Consider the following 15,514-nt stretch of genomic DNA (forward strand, 5'->3'; position numbering starts at 1 on the left):
TTTCTAAATGGCGTATGTCGCCATGAACATTCAATGCAATGTTTTGTACCAACAGAACCTTTTCTAAATGGCGTATGTCGCCATGAACGGGGTTCCATTGAGCGCGCGAAATGGCCCCAATTTCTAAATGGCGTATGTCGCCATGAACAATTAATAGACATTGAAATAATTATCTCAGAATTTCTAAATGGCGTATGTCGCCATGAACTTCTTAAATCTGCGCTCTGCTTTGCGAACATATTTCTAAATGGCGTATGTCGCCATGAACGCACGGCTTTGCAGAACCTAGCAGCAAAGAAATTTCTAAATGGCGTATGTCGCCATGAACTTTTCCCCGACTTGGTTGTCACGCCAAATCGATTTCTAAATGGCGTATGTCGCCATGAACCTAGACTTAGGTTTGATGCGATGTACGTTGCTTTTCTAAATGGCGTATGTCGCCATGAACCAAATGAAAAATAATTATAAAACCACTTGCAATTTCTAAATGGCGTATGTCGCCATGAACATACAACTGATGACCTATTTCAACTTGATACTTTTCTAAATGGCGTATGTCGCCATGAACTGGTTATCTCCTTATTGAACGTCAGGCTCAGTTTTCTAAATGGCGTATGTCGCCATGAACTTTTGGCACTAAGAACACTAAAATCAATTTGATTTCTAAATGGCGTATGTCGCCATGAACGGTGCGGCAGATCAGTTTCTTGTTTGGAATAATTTCTAAATGGCGTATGTCGCCATGAACTATTCCAAGAGCACCACAATATCAATTATGGTTTTCTAAATGGCGTATGTCGCCATGAACAAGCTGTTCAGCTTGAATTAAATTGTCAAACATTTCTAAATGGCGTATGTCGCCATGAACACCACCAACGGCTTCCCTTCTTCACACGCTGCTTTCTAAATGGCGTATGTCGCCATGAACCGAATCAGGTGAGCACGCTACAAACCACTGTATTTCTAAATGGCGTATGTCGCCATGAACTATTTGTCTTGGTGGTTTGAATTACGCTAAGCTTTCTAAATGGCGTATGTCGCCATGAACGAATCAGATCAGCAGTTGCAACCCTTTTTATATTTCTAAATGGCGTATGTCGCCATGAACAGATAAAGATTCAGAACATTTATTTTTCAAGATTTCTAAATGGCGTATGTCGCCATGAACGACTTCCAATCAATTGCCCATCCTCACGCACATTTCTAAATGGCGTATGTCGCCATGAACACTGAGCTACAGCCGCATCAATCACATCACCATTTCTAAATGGCGTATGTCGCCATGAACAACTACAAAAAGCAGTAGGTGTGCATGACGATTTTCTAAATGGCGTATGTCGCCATGAACTTTCTGCTCACCCTGCCACCAAGCATCAATGTTTTCTAAATGGCGTATGTCGCCATGAACTGTTTTAATGCGGATATAGCTAAACACATATCTTTCTAAATGGCGTATGTCGCCATGAACGTCATTTGTATGCTCAACTTCACCTGAAGTCGTTTCTAAATGGCGTATGTCGCCATGAACATGATGTGTAAACAGGCAAGTTTGGATCATGTTTTCTAAATGGCGTATGTCGCCATGAACAGATAGATCAAAAGCTCAAAACCGCTTGTACTTTTCTAAATGGCGTATGTCGCCATGAACCAAGATAGTTCAGGGCTTTTTGTTGTTTGTGATTTCTAAATGGCGTATGTCGCCATGAACTTGATGGTTGCTTAGATCAAGACGAACAAGGTTTTCTAAATGGCGTATGTCGCCATGAACGCGTTTTCGTGCTTCCCGCTCTTTTTTGCGAATTTCTAAATGGCGTATGTCGCCATGAACTATTTATAATTATTTTCCATTTGCCGATGAACTTTCTAAATGGCGTATGTCGCCATGAACCAAGTGACGCTGTTTATTCGCAATACGTGCTTTTTCTAAATGGCGTATGTCGCCATGAACTTTCATGGTGGCCGTGGTGGTGGTAAGTCTTGTTTCTAAATGGCGTATGTCGCCATGAACCCAACAACAAACTGTTCTATGCTTTTCATGGTTTTCTAAATGGCGTATGTCGCCATGAACCTCGTAGTCTTGATTGCAGTAATCTTCGTACTTTTCTAAATGGCGTATGTCGCCATGAACATTATTTACAATTATTTTTTACTTTATTTTGGTTTCTAAATGGCGTATGTCGCCATGAACATATAGCGGGCATTTGTCGTCACAAGCTATTATTTCTAAATGGCGTATGTCGCCATGAACAGTACACCATGCTCACCGCAATTTCTCTCAATTTTCTAAATGGCGTATGTCGCCATGAACATTGCGAATAAACAGCGTCACTTGGTAGCTTTTTTCTAAATGGCGTATGTCGCCATGAACTGCATAACTAAGCCTATGATTGGTATGATCTGTTTCTAAATGGCGTATGTCGCCATGAACAGTATAAATATGAGCCAGAGATAGATTTTGCTTTTCTAAATGGCGTATGTCGCCATGAACATGGTGCGAAACTTTATGTAAGTTGCAGTTATTTTCTAAATGGCGTATGTCGCCATGAACTTAAGCGCAATTTGTCAAAGTAGTTGATGCTTTTTCTAAATGGCGTATGTCGCCATGAACTCGAGTCGCGTGCTTCGACAAGTGGCGCGTTTTTTCTAAATGGCGTATGTCGCCATGAACTTAAGCGCAATTTGTCAAAGTAGTTGATGCTTTTTCTAAATGGCGTATGTCGCCATGAACTCGAGTCGCGTGCTTCGACAAGTGGCGCGTTTTTTCTAAATGGCGTATGTCGCCATGAACTTAATCGGAAAGCGGTTGAGTTCACGGCATACTTTCTAAATGGCGTATGTCGCCATGAACTGCATTGGCTGCACGGTAAGTATTAACAGTTATTTCTAAATGGCGTATGTCGCCATGAACGAGCCATGATGTAGACTGGTTCAGTCTTAGCATTTCTAAATGGCGTATGTCGCCATGAACTCATGACCAGCTAAAGCTGCCGATACATCTAATTTCTAAATGGCGTATGTCGCCATGAACGCGTGCAGCCAATGCTGCCAATGTTGGCGGATTTTCTAAATGGCGTATGTCGCCATGAACCAATAGCAAGATCAATACAAGATTGTTGAGCATTTCTAAATGGCGTATGTCGCCATGAACTTGAAATAACTTGAGCAGCAACAACTTCAAGATTTCTAAATGGCGTATGTCGCCATGAACAAGTATCTAAAGTCTTAGCTCGTGGAGCTGCTTTTCTAAATGGCGTATGTCGCCATGAACAAACTAAATATATTACTTCTGGTGATCTTAAATTTCTAAATGGCGTATGTCGCCATGAACTTATATCCGTAGCTTGAGGGTTTGCTGTGTTTTTTCTAAATGGCGTATGTCGCCATGAACAGTTATAATAAAGCAAAAATATAAGTTACAACAAGCATTTATCATGTATTTTATAAATTTACCCAATCAAAAAATGGCTTGTTGTAACTTATTGATTTTATTAAGCTGTTAAAGAGTCTAAAAAATATTGGGTTAAAACTCTGGTACTGTAGATGTACGACTTAATCCATAGCTTCCAAATTTTCCAATACATGCTTCATCAACACGTTTTTTCCCAATAATCAAACGGAAGTTCATATCGTTGGTTTGGCTTTTCATATTAATATAAGGTTCAAAAGTCTCCGTCAGTTCCAATGCTTCAAAGTGTTCCTTTGCCTCTTCAATTGAAATTCCACGGCGTTTTGCTTGATGCAAAATACGCTGTTCAATCGTTAATTTTGGATTGGCTTTAAAGTAAGTTGCATAGCCATTGATCTTATCTTCTGGAACTTCACGAGCAGATAAGACATGCACATAATCTTGCAGTCTTTCTAGCCAATGGTTTAAGTTTAGTTGTTCCAATGTTTCGACTGAATCCGCAAAAATACGAATTTTATCGCCTAAATAACCCAATTTTTTCTGCTGAATTAAACGATACTTAGGGAAAGAAATACCATAAACAATCTTGCCCTGTTCATCGGCTTGTTCAGCAAAAGCAATATGTAATTGGGTATATACTTTTGACCAAATTAGATGCAGAGGAATTTCCTCCTGCTCCAATAAAGTAATTTCTAAATAATAGAGCATAGTTAATCCTTGCTACTTTGACCAAAGACACCACCACGCACCAAAACAGCCATGACGTAATGCTCTTGCTCAGGATTCTCAAGTGATTCGCCTAATGCATATTTATCAAATAAAGTAAAAAAGTCTTTTTTATCTTTCGGGGTACGATACGCTTTGCCAAGATTGGTCACTGCACCGTATGGCTCAATCGCAATCGCTGTTTTTTTCTCATCAAATTCAGGATACCAAGTATCTATGGTACGCAAAGCATTACCTAACTTTTGTGAATGCATGGCTGCAACATCATTTACATGGTAAAGGATTTTACTTTTTTCACCTTTACCTTTATCTAATACAAGTTCTTCACTTGGATAGACTTCTTGACCTTTACCCACCAAAGCATAAGCTTCAACTTTAATCAGTAAATATGGGACTTCCCCTCTTAAGGCACTTGCAATTTGATTCGCTAAGGCTTGTACTTTCTCGTCTACTTGATCGAAGTTATGAAGTGGATATTCCAAAGCATTAAATGTCACTGTTGGTTGATCATTCACAGTCACAACTACTTCTACTTTTTCAGCACCTACGCGGTTGCGCCATAAAAAACGAGCATTGGCGATATTCAGTGCATAGCGTTTTGCAAGTTCAGTAAAGCCATACGTCGCAATATAATTTTTAGCGACATCATTATATGATTTTAAGAACGTTTCATTATTACAAGCAGATGGGTTTTCAACCCCACCCAATACTTTTAGAGTGAATCCAACCTTTAAAGTGTCTTGATTTTCACCTAATGCACAAGCATCTACAGTTTGTAAATTCGCTTTTTCAACTTCTGCATTCAGTTTCATTGGATCACCTGCAACCACAGGTTTTAAACGGTTTGAAATTGTTCCTCGTACTGATTTCTGAATGAGTTTTAATGGCGTTTGCTCATTACGATTTTCCCAACTCGTACCATAAAAATATCCATCGGATGGAACAAGTTTCTTTTCAAATGCGAGTACACTTGCAACTGCTTTTTCATTTTTAGCCATGAGCTTTTCCTTTTTTCAGTTTTTAAATCAGATTGTTGTTGAGTTTTGGCAAAGATATAAATTATTTTCTAAATCAACATGATATTGCCATAGTAGTTGATCAATACTTTCAATACGATAAGGCATTATAAATTCCCCCAGCGTCAAAACAGCTTCCGCAAAACGGTGTGGTGTATCGGCATCACGTTGGTTTTTAGCAATACCTAACTCTGAAATACCCTGAAAACCGACTGCAATCGGTACTAACCAACCCTGTGCGTTACGCTTGGAAGTCCATATCACTTTGCCATTTTCATCTACGCTAGAACTATGTGTAACTTTTAAATAGTCTAAAACAGCATCCAAAGCATCTTTACCTTGTTTCATACTTTCTATGACTAGATCACGGCGTTCAACCAATACATGTCCAAGCATCAGTTTATTTAAAATCGGCTTTAACTCCCGATCCTGATCTGCATCTTCATCAAATTGTAGTATTTGACATTTTTTAACAGCTAGAACATCCCCACTTGCGAACTTCATACTACAAATAAGCTGTTGAGCATCTTCTAAAAACTGTTCTTTCTCATCAGGGTCTATATTTTGACATTCAATTAATAAGGAGACTTCCAAATGGCAACGTGCTTCTTCAATAAAAGCAGGTCGACTTCCACCTTTGTCCAAAGGATTGGCTGTGCCAATAATTGAATGAACGAAATCTCCTTGCCCTTTATAAGTTTGCAAATTAAATTCATGACAACTCACCCCGACTTTAGTCAAAGATACCTCACAGCCTTTGCTTTGTAACTTGCGTTGTAAAGCATGAACTGCACCTAGCCAAGCGGTCATTGCAGGAAAGCCAATGGTATATGGACTACTCATTGCATTGGCATTATGGAGTTTTAAATGAGGTATCAATAAAAACTGGCGCATTAAAAAAACTCCTTTGCTTGTTGTAATGATTTTTCTACACGTTGTTTAACATCCAGTATCTCGCCAGTTCCTAATTTATAAGCATCACTAATCACTTTTTCATAGCTTCGCAATATCCAACGTGCAATTTCCTTGCTTAAGTCATTACGCCAATCATCATCTTCGTCTCGTTCTGTTTGATAAATTTTATCCAACCAAATACGCTGTAATTTTGGCAAACTTGCGTAATAGTCCTGATTTGACCACCCCTCAACAGAATATTCTCGAGTCTTAGATGCCAGTACTAATATTTGATCAATGACAAACTGAATAATATTTCGTATTGCTGTACGAATGTCATCATTATTTAAATCAAGCTGCATAAATTTATGAAGCTGAATAAAACTTTCCTGATAATTTTTTCGATATAAACATTGTGCAAAGAAGTCTGTTTTAGGTAAACGAATTGCTCTTTTTTCTAACATAGGTGGACAGCTTGATAATAGATATGCTCGCCCTGCATTCTGACTATTTAAAACACTGACGTTTTGTGGCTGTGTTCCACCATAAGCTGTTATGGTGAGATCAAAAATATCAGCATAACCTATTTCATGATGCTCATTTTTCCTGCGTAACTCTTTAGCCTGTTTAGTTTCTTCAGAAAAACGTATTGTATCAATTGATTGTTTTAATCGAGTGATTAAACCTGATGGCGTTAAAACAGACAATAAATGATATTCAGCCTGCTCAATCGGGAAATAAACCTGCTTCACTAAATGATCAGTTTTTACCGAAGTATCTGTCGCTTTTATTTTTAGAAATTCTGTACCTAATGTCTCAAAGTCTAAATCAGCGCCAACAAGTAATGTTTTTAAACTCTCTTCTTGCCGTTCAAAACCATCTAATACTGTCAGTTTTTCAGTGAGTGGTAAGGATAAAAATTTAAAAACATCCATCGCAGCAGCATTACCAAACACATCTAATGGATAGCTGACATTTCCACTGCGTAAATAACCATCATTAATCTGTTTTGCTTGAGCAATCACACTTGATGTTTTTGCACTAGGATGACTAAATTTACTTGGATGACTCACCATAGAAAGCTGTGTAACCCTCTTTGCGGCATCAGGCAACCATTCTTTCAAACTAAATTTATCATCCGCTTGACCTTGTAATTCTGAAATTACACTGTCATTTTCTGCTTTTTTTAAACGATCCTTTAACCAAAGTTCTTTACGTTCATTTAAGAAATTCTGAATGCTTTCCGTCATGTTCTCTCCTCTTTATTATTGATCTAAAACTACAAGTCCAAATTGTTCTGAATACATGAGTTTTTTATTTTCATCATATTCAGGCAACATAATTTCCCCATAACGCTTGGATAACTTTTCTACTTCTTCCTCAATATCCTCATTTTCAACACATTTATCAAGTACGAAACGACACAAAATGTCGTAATAGTTTCGATTTAACCATAATCGCTGTTGTTCTAATTCATTCAATTGAAAAGGATGAATGTTATAGAAGCCATTCCGATCAATATACCGCCCCAAATCATCTTTTTCACAAAATACAAGCTTACGATCTTTCCATAGTGCAAAAAGCTGAATATTAGGAGAGCTTTGTCTAAATGGATTAAATTGCTGTGGCAGAGCGGTTAAAAACCATTTTTGAGTTAGCCATGAATTCAATGGTTTTGCCCCAACCTTATTATATGAAGTTAAGGCATCTGCCATGACTGCATGCTCTAAATCCGCCAATTTCTTTATCGCCTGTAAGGGTTGATTGGCTTTAATTCTTGGACTGGCATTAATACTAAATTCAGTTCCTGAAATATCTAATAACTCATTTAAATTTTTGTTCTGTAATTTAAACTTATCATTATTTATTTCAAAACCAGGCTTTTCAAAGGCAACTTTAGCTTTGCGTAATCCTTTTAAATTATATTGCATTAAAGCAATATTTGGCTTTTGAATGTCTTGTTCCAATTTTCGATGACGTAAAACTCGTCCAGACAACTGAATAATTGAGCGATAAGATGATGGTTCAACAACTGCCCAGTCAAAATCATGATCTCGCCCCACTTCTTCAACTGGCGTTGCAACTAGAATAAAAATTACATTATCGTAATCTGTCACATCTAAATGCTGACGAATCACCTCATCTGAAAATGCAGCCGCTTGTTCTCCTAGTTTTTCCTTACGTTTTAAAACATGATCTAAATGTTTTTCCTGCTCACTTCGCAACACTAAGACTTGCCGACTATGATACGCCATGACACGAGGTGCAATCTCCTGTGACCATTCAGCATTGAGCAGGTATTGAGTTAAAGCAACACAAGGTGGAATATTCGCCACACGTACCACACCAAAAGAGACTTTTTTCCCTGTTTTCGCATCTATACTGTGATGATCGTGATGTAAACGTTCAATATTCTGTTTAATTCTTTCAAAATATTGAGCTTGTAAACTTTGTTCTAGGCGTTGTATTTCCTTTTCAGCCACAAGATCAGCACAATCCACAATATAAGCTTTATGTTTAATCACTTGTTTGCTCAAAGCATCTGAGCGCAAATCAACAAACTTATCATGGGCATTTTTATAATGTTGGATTGCCTCTTTTTGATTGTCCAGATCAATAGCTTGAATTTGAGTTTTAAACTCATCCACCCACATGGCAACAGTATTGGTCTGCTTTAATTTCTTAAACGCACAGTACAACACCCAACCTTGTTGATAAGCATTAAAAAATCCCTCAGCCAATGCAGGTGGAATGGTTGCAGATGAAATCATTACCTTGCGACCCAACATTCCTGTTAAATGGACAAGGCGAGCAATGGCAATTAAATCCTGACCATTAAAATCGTCAACCTCATCAATCACCAAATCAGAAGATGAAAGCCTTAAACTCGGTAAAATATATTTTCCGCCACGTTTAGTTTCAGTCGCAGCCATCAAATGGTCAATGGTACATGCTAATACAGGTTTATATAAAAATGCTTTATTACGTTCAGCCTGATTTTGAGGAAATAATGCATTCATAAAATCAGCTTGTGGCATGGCATCATAATCTAGCTCATTATCTAACAATTCCTCCAATGACTCCGAGCCAATTTCCTCTATCAGATGAGATTCATCCTGCTGAGGTTTTTTTGTATTGTGATGATGGAGTTCCTGAACTGCTTTTGAACCAATTAAAACAGCAAGCTCATCATTACTTAAACCAATATCATGACGATAAGAATCGCCTGTTTGTAATGTTAAGGTTCTTAAACCCAATGCCAAAATATAACGTAATGACTGCGCATCTTTAGATAAAGCTTGCATAATCTTGGCATTGGCAATCGTTTTTCCTTTACCTGTGCTTGCCATATTGACAATAAACCAGCCCTGTTTTTCAGCAGCTTCATTTTTTTGAATAAATTGCTGAATGCCTTTTACTGCCTGATCTTGCCATTCAAAACCTTGAGGACTTTTCTTTTTTAATTTTTGAACATCATAAGCAGGTTCCATCTCATCGGCTAAACGACTCAATGACTGCGCCACTCGCATTGCATTATCACTGACTCGCACCAGATGCTCATCTAAAAATTGCTTCAATTGTTTGGTTTTTGGATCAGTATTTGCTCTCAAGGATAAGCGGGTTTTCCATGTTTTATCTGCTTCACAAGATGAATAGTAATGATCGCCCAACATCAAACATAATCGAGCATGATGTAAAATGACTCGCCAACTCCCATCTGCAAAGATTTGTTCGGTTGTATGTGATTCTTGCAATAATCGAGCTGACCATTTTTTGATTTGTTTTGTCCACTCAACAGATTGGTTTAATAAACCTTGTTCAAATTCAAAACAAAGTTTAAGACGTTGCTGATAATCCTGTTCATCAAATTTATTTTGATAGCCCCAGTCTACTTTTATACTTTTAAACAAACTTGTCAGTGTTTCTTTTTTTGTATCAGCATAATCTCTACGTCGTTGTTCATCCTTTAAAGCAGGTAAACGATGGTGTGAGACGATCAACCAAGCCACCAATTGCGCCAAAGGTGGTAATTGATCCAAGACTTTAGATTGGTCTGAATTTTTAATAATCGTTTGTTTTAATAATTCTTCATCCCATTTCTGCGCTATTAATAAATTCAGCCATGCTTCATCAGAATCAATATCACCTGATGATTGCACCAACGCATTGAGCAAAAGACAGGAAATCCACTCATGCCGTAACGGATCGCCTTTCTTGCTATTATTACTTTGAGGTTTTAATTTTTCTTGGAAAAGAACTGTTGCTTTGCCCCAATCATGCAGTAAAGCAGATACCGCCACAAGTGCCTTAATTAAAGGCAAATAATGCCAGTCATTTTCCCATTTATTTTGAGCTAAACTTTTTTTGGTGGTATTTACAGGCACAATGCCTTCACTATTAAACTTATTTCGGTTTCCCACAATCCACATCAACTCACTTCTACGGCGTCCACGTATCCAATGGCAAGAAACCGCTGTATTTTTTGTGACTGTTTTTCTAAGTAGCTTTTTAACCGCTAACAACCCATCTTCCGTAATCACCGTTTGCCAAGTGTTATCACCAATCCGATCTGCAAAGGCATCTAACACGCGACGAGTTCGAGGGATTGCTTTCTTTTCGCATTGAGAAATAAAGGTGACAATCATAATTCACTCGCCCCTGTAGTAAAGTTTTTGCAAGCTTGCAATTTCACCTGCTCAAACATCCAATCCAGACAACGATATTCTGTGAATTTTTGCAATAGCTGTTGGCGGAACTCCTGCTCAGTCATCCCCTCTTTGGCACAAATAAAAGCCCACGGCAACACCACCGCATCTTTAATCAAATCTGCCACATCAAACACCAATGCACCCCGTCGGGTTTTCCCATGCATCACTGCAAAACTATGTGAAATACCTAACACCCAAAGCGTGGTTGCGCTGAGTCCATAAGCTAGATAATTGCCATGATTAAGAAAGTCATTGGCTAAATCCCCTTGTTCAGGATTACGCTCAAAACTGAGTTTGCAACGAGTCGCTGCAATTTTATAAAGCTGTTTCGTAGTCATGGCTTCGGCAAGTAACAAATCACCAACTTTGGTTTGATGTGGAATTTTATTTTCAAAACCGATTAAAGCTTGGCTAATATCCGCATCATCCAGATAAAAACCTTCATCTTTTAAATCTTTATCTTTTGCCCAGATTTTACGGATAAATTCAATACGAGCAATTTGAAAGGCTTTCGCCACCTCTAAACGTTTGACATCATCAAACCAGAAACTCATCCACCCCTGCATGTACTCCGTTGGGCGATATTCACTTTGTGGCGTTAGCCATTCCACTTCACTGCCTGAAAATAGCGGTGTCCCTCCACCGCCACAAAAACCAACCAACACACCTGCACTACACAGCATTCGCATTGCAGCTTGGGTGATGGATGTTCCTGTGCCGAGTAAAATTACAGTGGTATTGGCAATCGGGATATTCCAGTACTGGTTTTCATTTTTGGCTTCGGTCAGGTATAAAACTCGACCATCTTTCTGCATCACTCGACAATGTTCAAGGTAGTACAGATTGGCCCGTTTAGAATGAAGAATTGCTTTTAAGTCTGATGGGTTGAGTTGTTCCATACTTCTATTTTACCTTGATTTTTTCCAAGCCTAACGGATATCAATACAATAAAAAAGCCGCTTAAAGCGACTTTACGACATCGAATGTCGTTTAAGGGATTTTTTAAATTAGGAATCAATTTTATCAAATTTACGATCAATTAAACTCAAGCGACCACGTACGATATCAGACAACATTCTCCAGTCAGAGATAAAGCTATAAAGCGGTTGTTTAAAACTTGCTGGCTTATTATGTTCATGAAAGAAGTGCCCCACCCACGCACAGGCATAGCCAGACAATAAGCCATACGCCAAGTATTTTGCCTTACGTTGGCGGATGGCTTTCGCCCAAAAATAAATACCAAGAGAACTACCAACCGCATGTAAACGGCGACTATTGATATTGCGGTGTTCAGTTAATTGACATCCTCCCCGACCTAAAGGACGGGGATTCCTACTGCTAGATGGCAATGTCCTGCCACGAAACAGATACTATAGTTCTCTGCTTCTTATTCCAATGTAGTCCTACCTTTCGGATTGCAAAGAGTGCACGGATTACAATGGGGAAAACTGTTTTTTTCGTGTTGTATCAGTCTGCTGACTAAAAATATACAACGTAATTATCATAGCACATGGATTACTAGATTCAAATGTTTTTAGCAATCCTAGCTAATCCCCACAAGGGGGACTAGCGGATTGCAGCCTTATATCCTCGGGCTAAACCCCGAGGTTTTACGGCTATTCGGATAAAAGCGATAAAATTCATTATAATTTTTAATCGGCAATGAAAATTCCACTGGCTGAGAGATATTTGCTGGTGCATTCATTTTATGATCGTCCTAATCGTACAAAAACTCATCATACGTTACTGCATTTCTTGAACAAAATAAAATTATAGTGTCACAACATATCCAAGCTTCAAAAAACTTTAACAGTCATTTTTGGGATCAACAGGTTATACTCATTTCAATTGGTTATTTTAAATGGTCAGGAGCCATTACGTTATGGAAATCGAGCTTAAATTTCAACTCCCTGAATCCAAGAAAAAAAGTGTTTTACAGACCTTAAATAAACACAAAGCACAAAAAATTCATTTACAGGCCAAATATTACGATACGCCTGATCGTCTACTTGCCAAAAATTATGTGGCGATTCGCTTGCGTCAGGAGGAAGATGGCTGGGTACAAACCTTTAAGGCAGCCAGTAAAAATCATTTACAACGCATTGAAGAAGATATTGTATTAGGCAAATGTGAACAGGAACCTGAACTGGATTTATCACATTATCAACATAATCAAACCGTTCAAAATGTGTTACGTAACATATTAGGTAATGAACCTGCCGATTTACAATTGCAGTTTCAAACCAATGTGCAGCGTACTTATCACGTATTTGAGTTTAACAATTCACAGATTGAAGTTTGTCTGGATGATGGAGAAATTCGTACAGGCAAAGATCAGGCGAAAATCTGTGAAGTTGAGTTTGAGCTCAAGCAAGGTTCAGCTCAGGATTTAATTGAATTCGCTCAAACCTGGGTAGATAAATATCAACTCTGGCTGGATGTGCGTAGCAAGGCAGAACGTGGCAATTTATTGGCTATGGAGAAAAAATCATCTCCTGCCGCCAAAGCAAAATCACTTAAATTAGATCCGAATCTATCGGCTGAACAGGCACTGAAATTGGTGATTGAAAATAGTCTAAACCATATTCTACCCAATGCGGCTGCCATTGCTGGTGGCGTGGCTGAGGCAGATCATATTCATCAGGCACGGGTGGGTTTACGCCGTTTACGTTCAGCATTAAAACATTTTTCCAATTGGTCAGAACACATCAATCCTGCTTGGGAAAGTGAGTTGGCCGATATTTTTAGGGCATTGGGACAATCACGCGATCATGATGCCATTCAGGATTCCGTCATTCCATTGATCAAGGAAGTCTGTGATTTTGATTTTGCATTAAGCTCCAGTAGCGATCCTGAAATTGCTACACGTTTAAGCAATACTCAGACCACACAATTATTTTTATCTCTCCTTAGCTTTATTCACAGTGAAAATGAAGCAAAGGCCAAATTGTTCAAACAGGTCGCTAAAAGCTTAAGCAAGCTCTATCACAAGATTTTAAAAGATGCTTCCCAATTTCCTGAACTTTCTATAGAGCAGCAACATCGTACCCGTAAGCGAGTCAAGCAACTGCGTTACTGCATTGACTTTACTGCTGGGCTTTATCCTAAAAAGCAGGTACAGCAGTTTCTGGATAAACTGCAACCGATTCAGGAATATTTAGGTTTTTATAATGACCTGTTCGTGGCTGAGCAGATTTTCCAGCAACAAGTTTCTGAAAAGCCAGAATTTTTATTTGCTTTAGGTTGGGTCAAAGCACAGCAGCCGCATGTGACAAAAAAAGCAAATAAAAAGCTACAGGTGCTTTCTCATAAAGATATTTTTTGGGCGTAATTTTTTCTTTTATATGGCTAATCCAAGCAGCAAGTACAACAAAGTAAAACCAGCATTTACTATCGTGATGGGCGGCATGGATGCCGCCTGTTTGGCTGTGGTATCAAGGATGTGCCATCAGCTCAACAAAAGGGTTTTGTTACTTTTGCCCAGTCAAAAGTAAGGCATTACCTATACAAGAAGCATTTGATTCCTCATAATTTTTGCGGTAGTGCCAACCTGAACGAAAATACAATTTCATTTATTAATGAGCAGATCATATTTCTTATCGAACTCAGATATAAAGTTTAGTAATATTTACCGATATTTCCCAAAAATTTTCCACGTCCCATTATCCGCAATCGGATCACTATAGCTATCATTACGCTGTTTACGGGGTTTATCCCGTGCATCCACCAATTCAAAATGCGGCTCAACACTTAGAATCATGCCATTCATATAAAAACGGGTTCGGGTATATTCACTTTGCCCATGCTGGAACACATAAGTCCGTAAATCAATAAACTCCCGATGTGCCACCAAAGCAGCCGTATCATCACTTTCCAGCCATTCCTGCATAGCAAAAATCTGGTCGGTATCAAACTGCCCACATTTTTCCACCAGTGCCGCCACACCCCGAAAAGTTTTAGATTCTTTAGCGCGGGTTTTATTGATTCGGATACGATCAACATGAAAGAAAAATAACGGCAAATTTAAATGACTGGGTAAATGAATCGCATCCACTACCTTATCTTCCATAAAAGGCTGGCAAAGCTGTTGTGCCCTCTCAATCAAAGGCTGCCATTGTCGATAATATTCATCCACTTCATGTTTCAGCGCATAATAAATCGGCAAACCCTCCACATGCTGTAAATGTTGCGGTGGATGGATGTGTTGGCGTAGTAAAGCAATATCGGTTTTTAAGCTTTGGATCGCAATTGCATCTGACATTTTGGTTATTCCAACTTGCTTAGGCTATTTTAGATTAAGGCAAAGGTTTAGTTTCAGCAAGGCTTTGTCTATAATAGTGTGTCTTAATTTGTCGCTGGAAATGATCATGTCTCAAAAAATTAACGCTACCGATGTGACGGAAGAAGAAGCTTTAAATGCGGTATTTTTTGAGCGTGCCGATGAGTTTATCAAACAGGCCAATGAATTTTGCCGCCCTCCAAAAGGGCAAAAAACTGATCCCGCTGAATTACGGGGACAAGTCAGTGCAGCCATGTTATTTGGTACAGCCCGTTTTAACACATGGGTAGCAGCCAATAATTTTAAAGATGGCAATGAAATGCGTGATGCCAAAGAACAAGTGATGTCTTATTTACTGCAACAGTTCCAGATGATGCTTGAAGACAACTTTGACGAATATTGTGAACAGTTTGAAAACTATTTACGCTTTCGCAAAAATGAAGATTTTCATACGCATAAACATGATCACGACCATTAATGGTCA

9 protein-coding genes, 1 pseudogene and 1 CRISPR repeat array are annotated in these 15,514 nt (G+C 38.6%); of the genes and pseudogenes, 2 read left to right on the top strand and 8 right to left on the bottom strand.

Annotated elements, in window-relative coordinates:
• A CRISPR array of direct repeats spans positions 1-3,388; the repeat unit is 28 nt; unit sequence TTTCTAAATGGCGTATGTCGCCATGAAC.
• 132 nt (positions 3,389-3,520) lie between these two features.
• The 7 genes and pseudogenes from cas6f to F988_RS04505 all read right to left on the bottom strand — a co-directional run.
• Entirely contained in the window at positions 3,521-4,114 is a 594-nt protein-coding gene (gene cas6f, locus F988_RS04475) for a type I-F CRISPR-associated endoribonuclease Cas6/Csy4 (protein ID WP_004681361.1), read from the bottom strand.
• A gap of 2 nt (positions 4,115-4,116) precedes the next feature.
• Positions 4,117-5,130 (bottom strand): type I-F CRISPR-associated protein Csy3, encoded by a 1,014-nt coding sequence (gene csy3 / locus F988_RS04480; RefSeq protein ID WP_004681362.1) that lies wholly within the window; start codon positions 5,128-5,130, stop codon positions 4,117-4,119.
• A gap of 27 nt (positions 5,131-5,157) precedes the next feature.
• A complete protein-coding gene (gene csy2, locus F988_RS04485) occupies positions 5,158-6,042 on the bottom strand; it encodes a type I-F CRISPR-associated protein Csy2 (protein WP_004681363.1) in 885 nt (294 codons plus the stop codon).
• The gene (gene csy1, locus F988_RS04490; RefSeq protein WP_004681365.1) at positions 6,042-7,292 is read right to left on the bottom strand and encodes a type I-F CRISPR-associated protein Csy1; all 1,251 of its coding nucleotides are present in this window, start codon (positions 7,290-7,292) and stop codon (positions 6,042-6,044) included. The genes csy2 and csy1 overlap by 1 nt, the downstream gene beginning before the upstream one ends.
• 15 nt (positions 7,293-7,307) lie before the next feature.
• Positions 7,308-10,688, bottom strand: coding sequence for a type I-F CRISPR-associated helicase Cas3f (cas3f, locus tag F988_RS04495; RefSeq protein WP_004681367.1), 3,381 nt, complete (start codon positions 10,686-10,688; stop codon positions 7,308-7,310).
• Entirely contained in the window at positions 10,685-11,650 is a 966-nt protein-coding gene (gene cas1f / locus F988_RS04500; protein WP_004681369.1) for a type I-F CRISPR-associated endonuclease Cas1f, read from the bottom strand. The genes cas3f and cas1f overlap by 4 nt, the downstream gene beginning before the upstream one ends.
• A gap of 108 nt (positions 11,651-11,758) precedes the next feature.
• Positions 11,759-12,049 (bottom strand): annotated as a pseudogene (locus F988_RS04505) (Mpo1-like protein); the annotation flags it as partial.
• Between the two features lie 584 nt (positions 12,050-12,633).
• Here F988_RS04505 and F988_RS04510 point away from each other — a divergent pair.
• Positions 12,634-14,082, top strand: a complete 1,449-nt coding sequence (locus tag F988_RS04510; protein WP_004681372.1) for a CYTH and CHAD domain-containing protein — start codon at positions 12,634-12,636, stop codon at positions 14,080-14,082.
• 297 nt (positions 14,083-14,379) lie between these two features.
• Here the strand turns inward: F988_RS04510 and F988_RS04515 are convergent, their stop codons facing one another.
• The gene (locus F988_RS04515; RefSeq protein WP_004681373.1) at positions 14,380-15,012 is read right to left on the bottom strand and encodes a hypothetical protein; all 633 of its coding nucleotides are present in this window, start codon (positions 15,010-15,012) and stop codon (positions 14,380-14,382) included.
• Between the two features lie 106 nt (positions 15,013-15,118).
• Here F988_RS04515 and F988_RS04520 point away from each other — a divergent pair, with 106 nt between their 5' ends.
• On the top strand, positions 15,119-15,508 hold the full coding sequence (locus F988_RS04520; protein ID WP_004681374.1) for a DUF3144 domain-containing protein: 390 nt from the start codon (positions 15,119-15,121) through the stop codon (positions 15,506-15,508).
• Positions 15,509-15,514 lie beyond the last annotated feature (6 nt).

Source organism: Acinetobacter parvus DSM 16617 = CIP 108168 (genome assembly GCF_000368025.1).
GTDB lineage: Bacteria > Pseudomonadota > Gammaproteobacteria > Pseudomonadales > Moraxellaceae > Acinetobacter > Acinetobacter parvus.

What these genes read in the sequence shown, in the direction of transcription:
- cas6f (WP_004681361.1), bottom strand. Translation starts at nt 4,114, where the DNA reads ATGCTCTATTATTTAGAAATTACTTTATTGGAGCAGGAGGAAATTCCT.
- csy3 (WP_004681362.1), bottom strand. Translation starts at nt 5,130, where the DNA reads ATGGCTAAAAATGAAAAAGCAGTTGCAAGTGTACTCGCATTTGAAAAG.
- csy2 (WP_004681363.1), bottom strand. Translation starts at nt 6,042, where the DNA reads ATGCGCCAGTTTTTATTGATACCTCATTTAAAACTCCATAATGCCAAT.
- csy1 (WP_004681365.1), bottom strand. Translation starts at nt 7,292, where the DNA reads ATGACGGAAAGCATTCAGAATTTCTTAAATGAACGTAAAGAACTTTGG.
- cas3f (WP_004681367.1), bottom strand. Translation starts at nt 10,688, where the DNA reads ATGATTGTCACCTTTATTTCTCAATGCGAAAAGAAAGCAATCCCTCGA.
- cas1f (WP_004681369.1), bottom strand. Translation starts at nt 11,650, where the DNA reads ATGGAACAACTCAACCCATCAGACTTAAAAGCAATTCTTCATTCTAAA.
- F988_RS04510 (WP_004681372.1), top strand. Translation starts at nt 12,634, where the DNA reads ATGGAAATCGAGCTTAAATTTCAACTCCCTGAATCCAAGAAAAAAAGT.
- F988_RS04515 (WP_004681373.1), bottom strand. Translation starts at nt 15,012, where the DNA reads ATGTCAGATGCAATTGCGATCCAAAGCTTAAAAACCGATATTGCTTTA.
- F988_RS04520 (WP_004681374.1), top strand. Translation starts at nt 15,119, where the DNA reads ATGTCTCAAAAAATTAACGCTACCGATGTGACGGAAGAAGAAGCTTTA.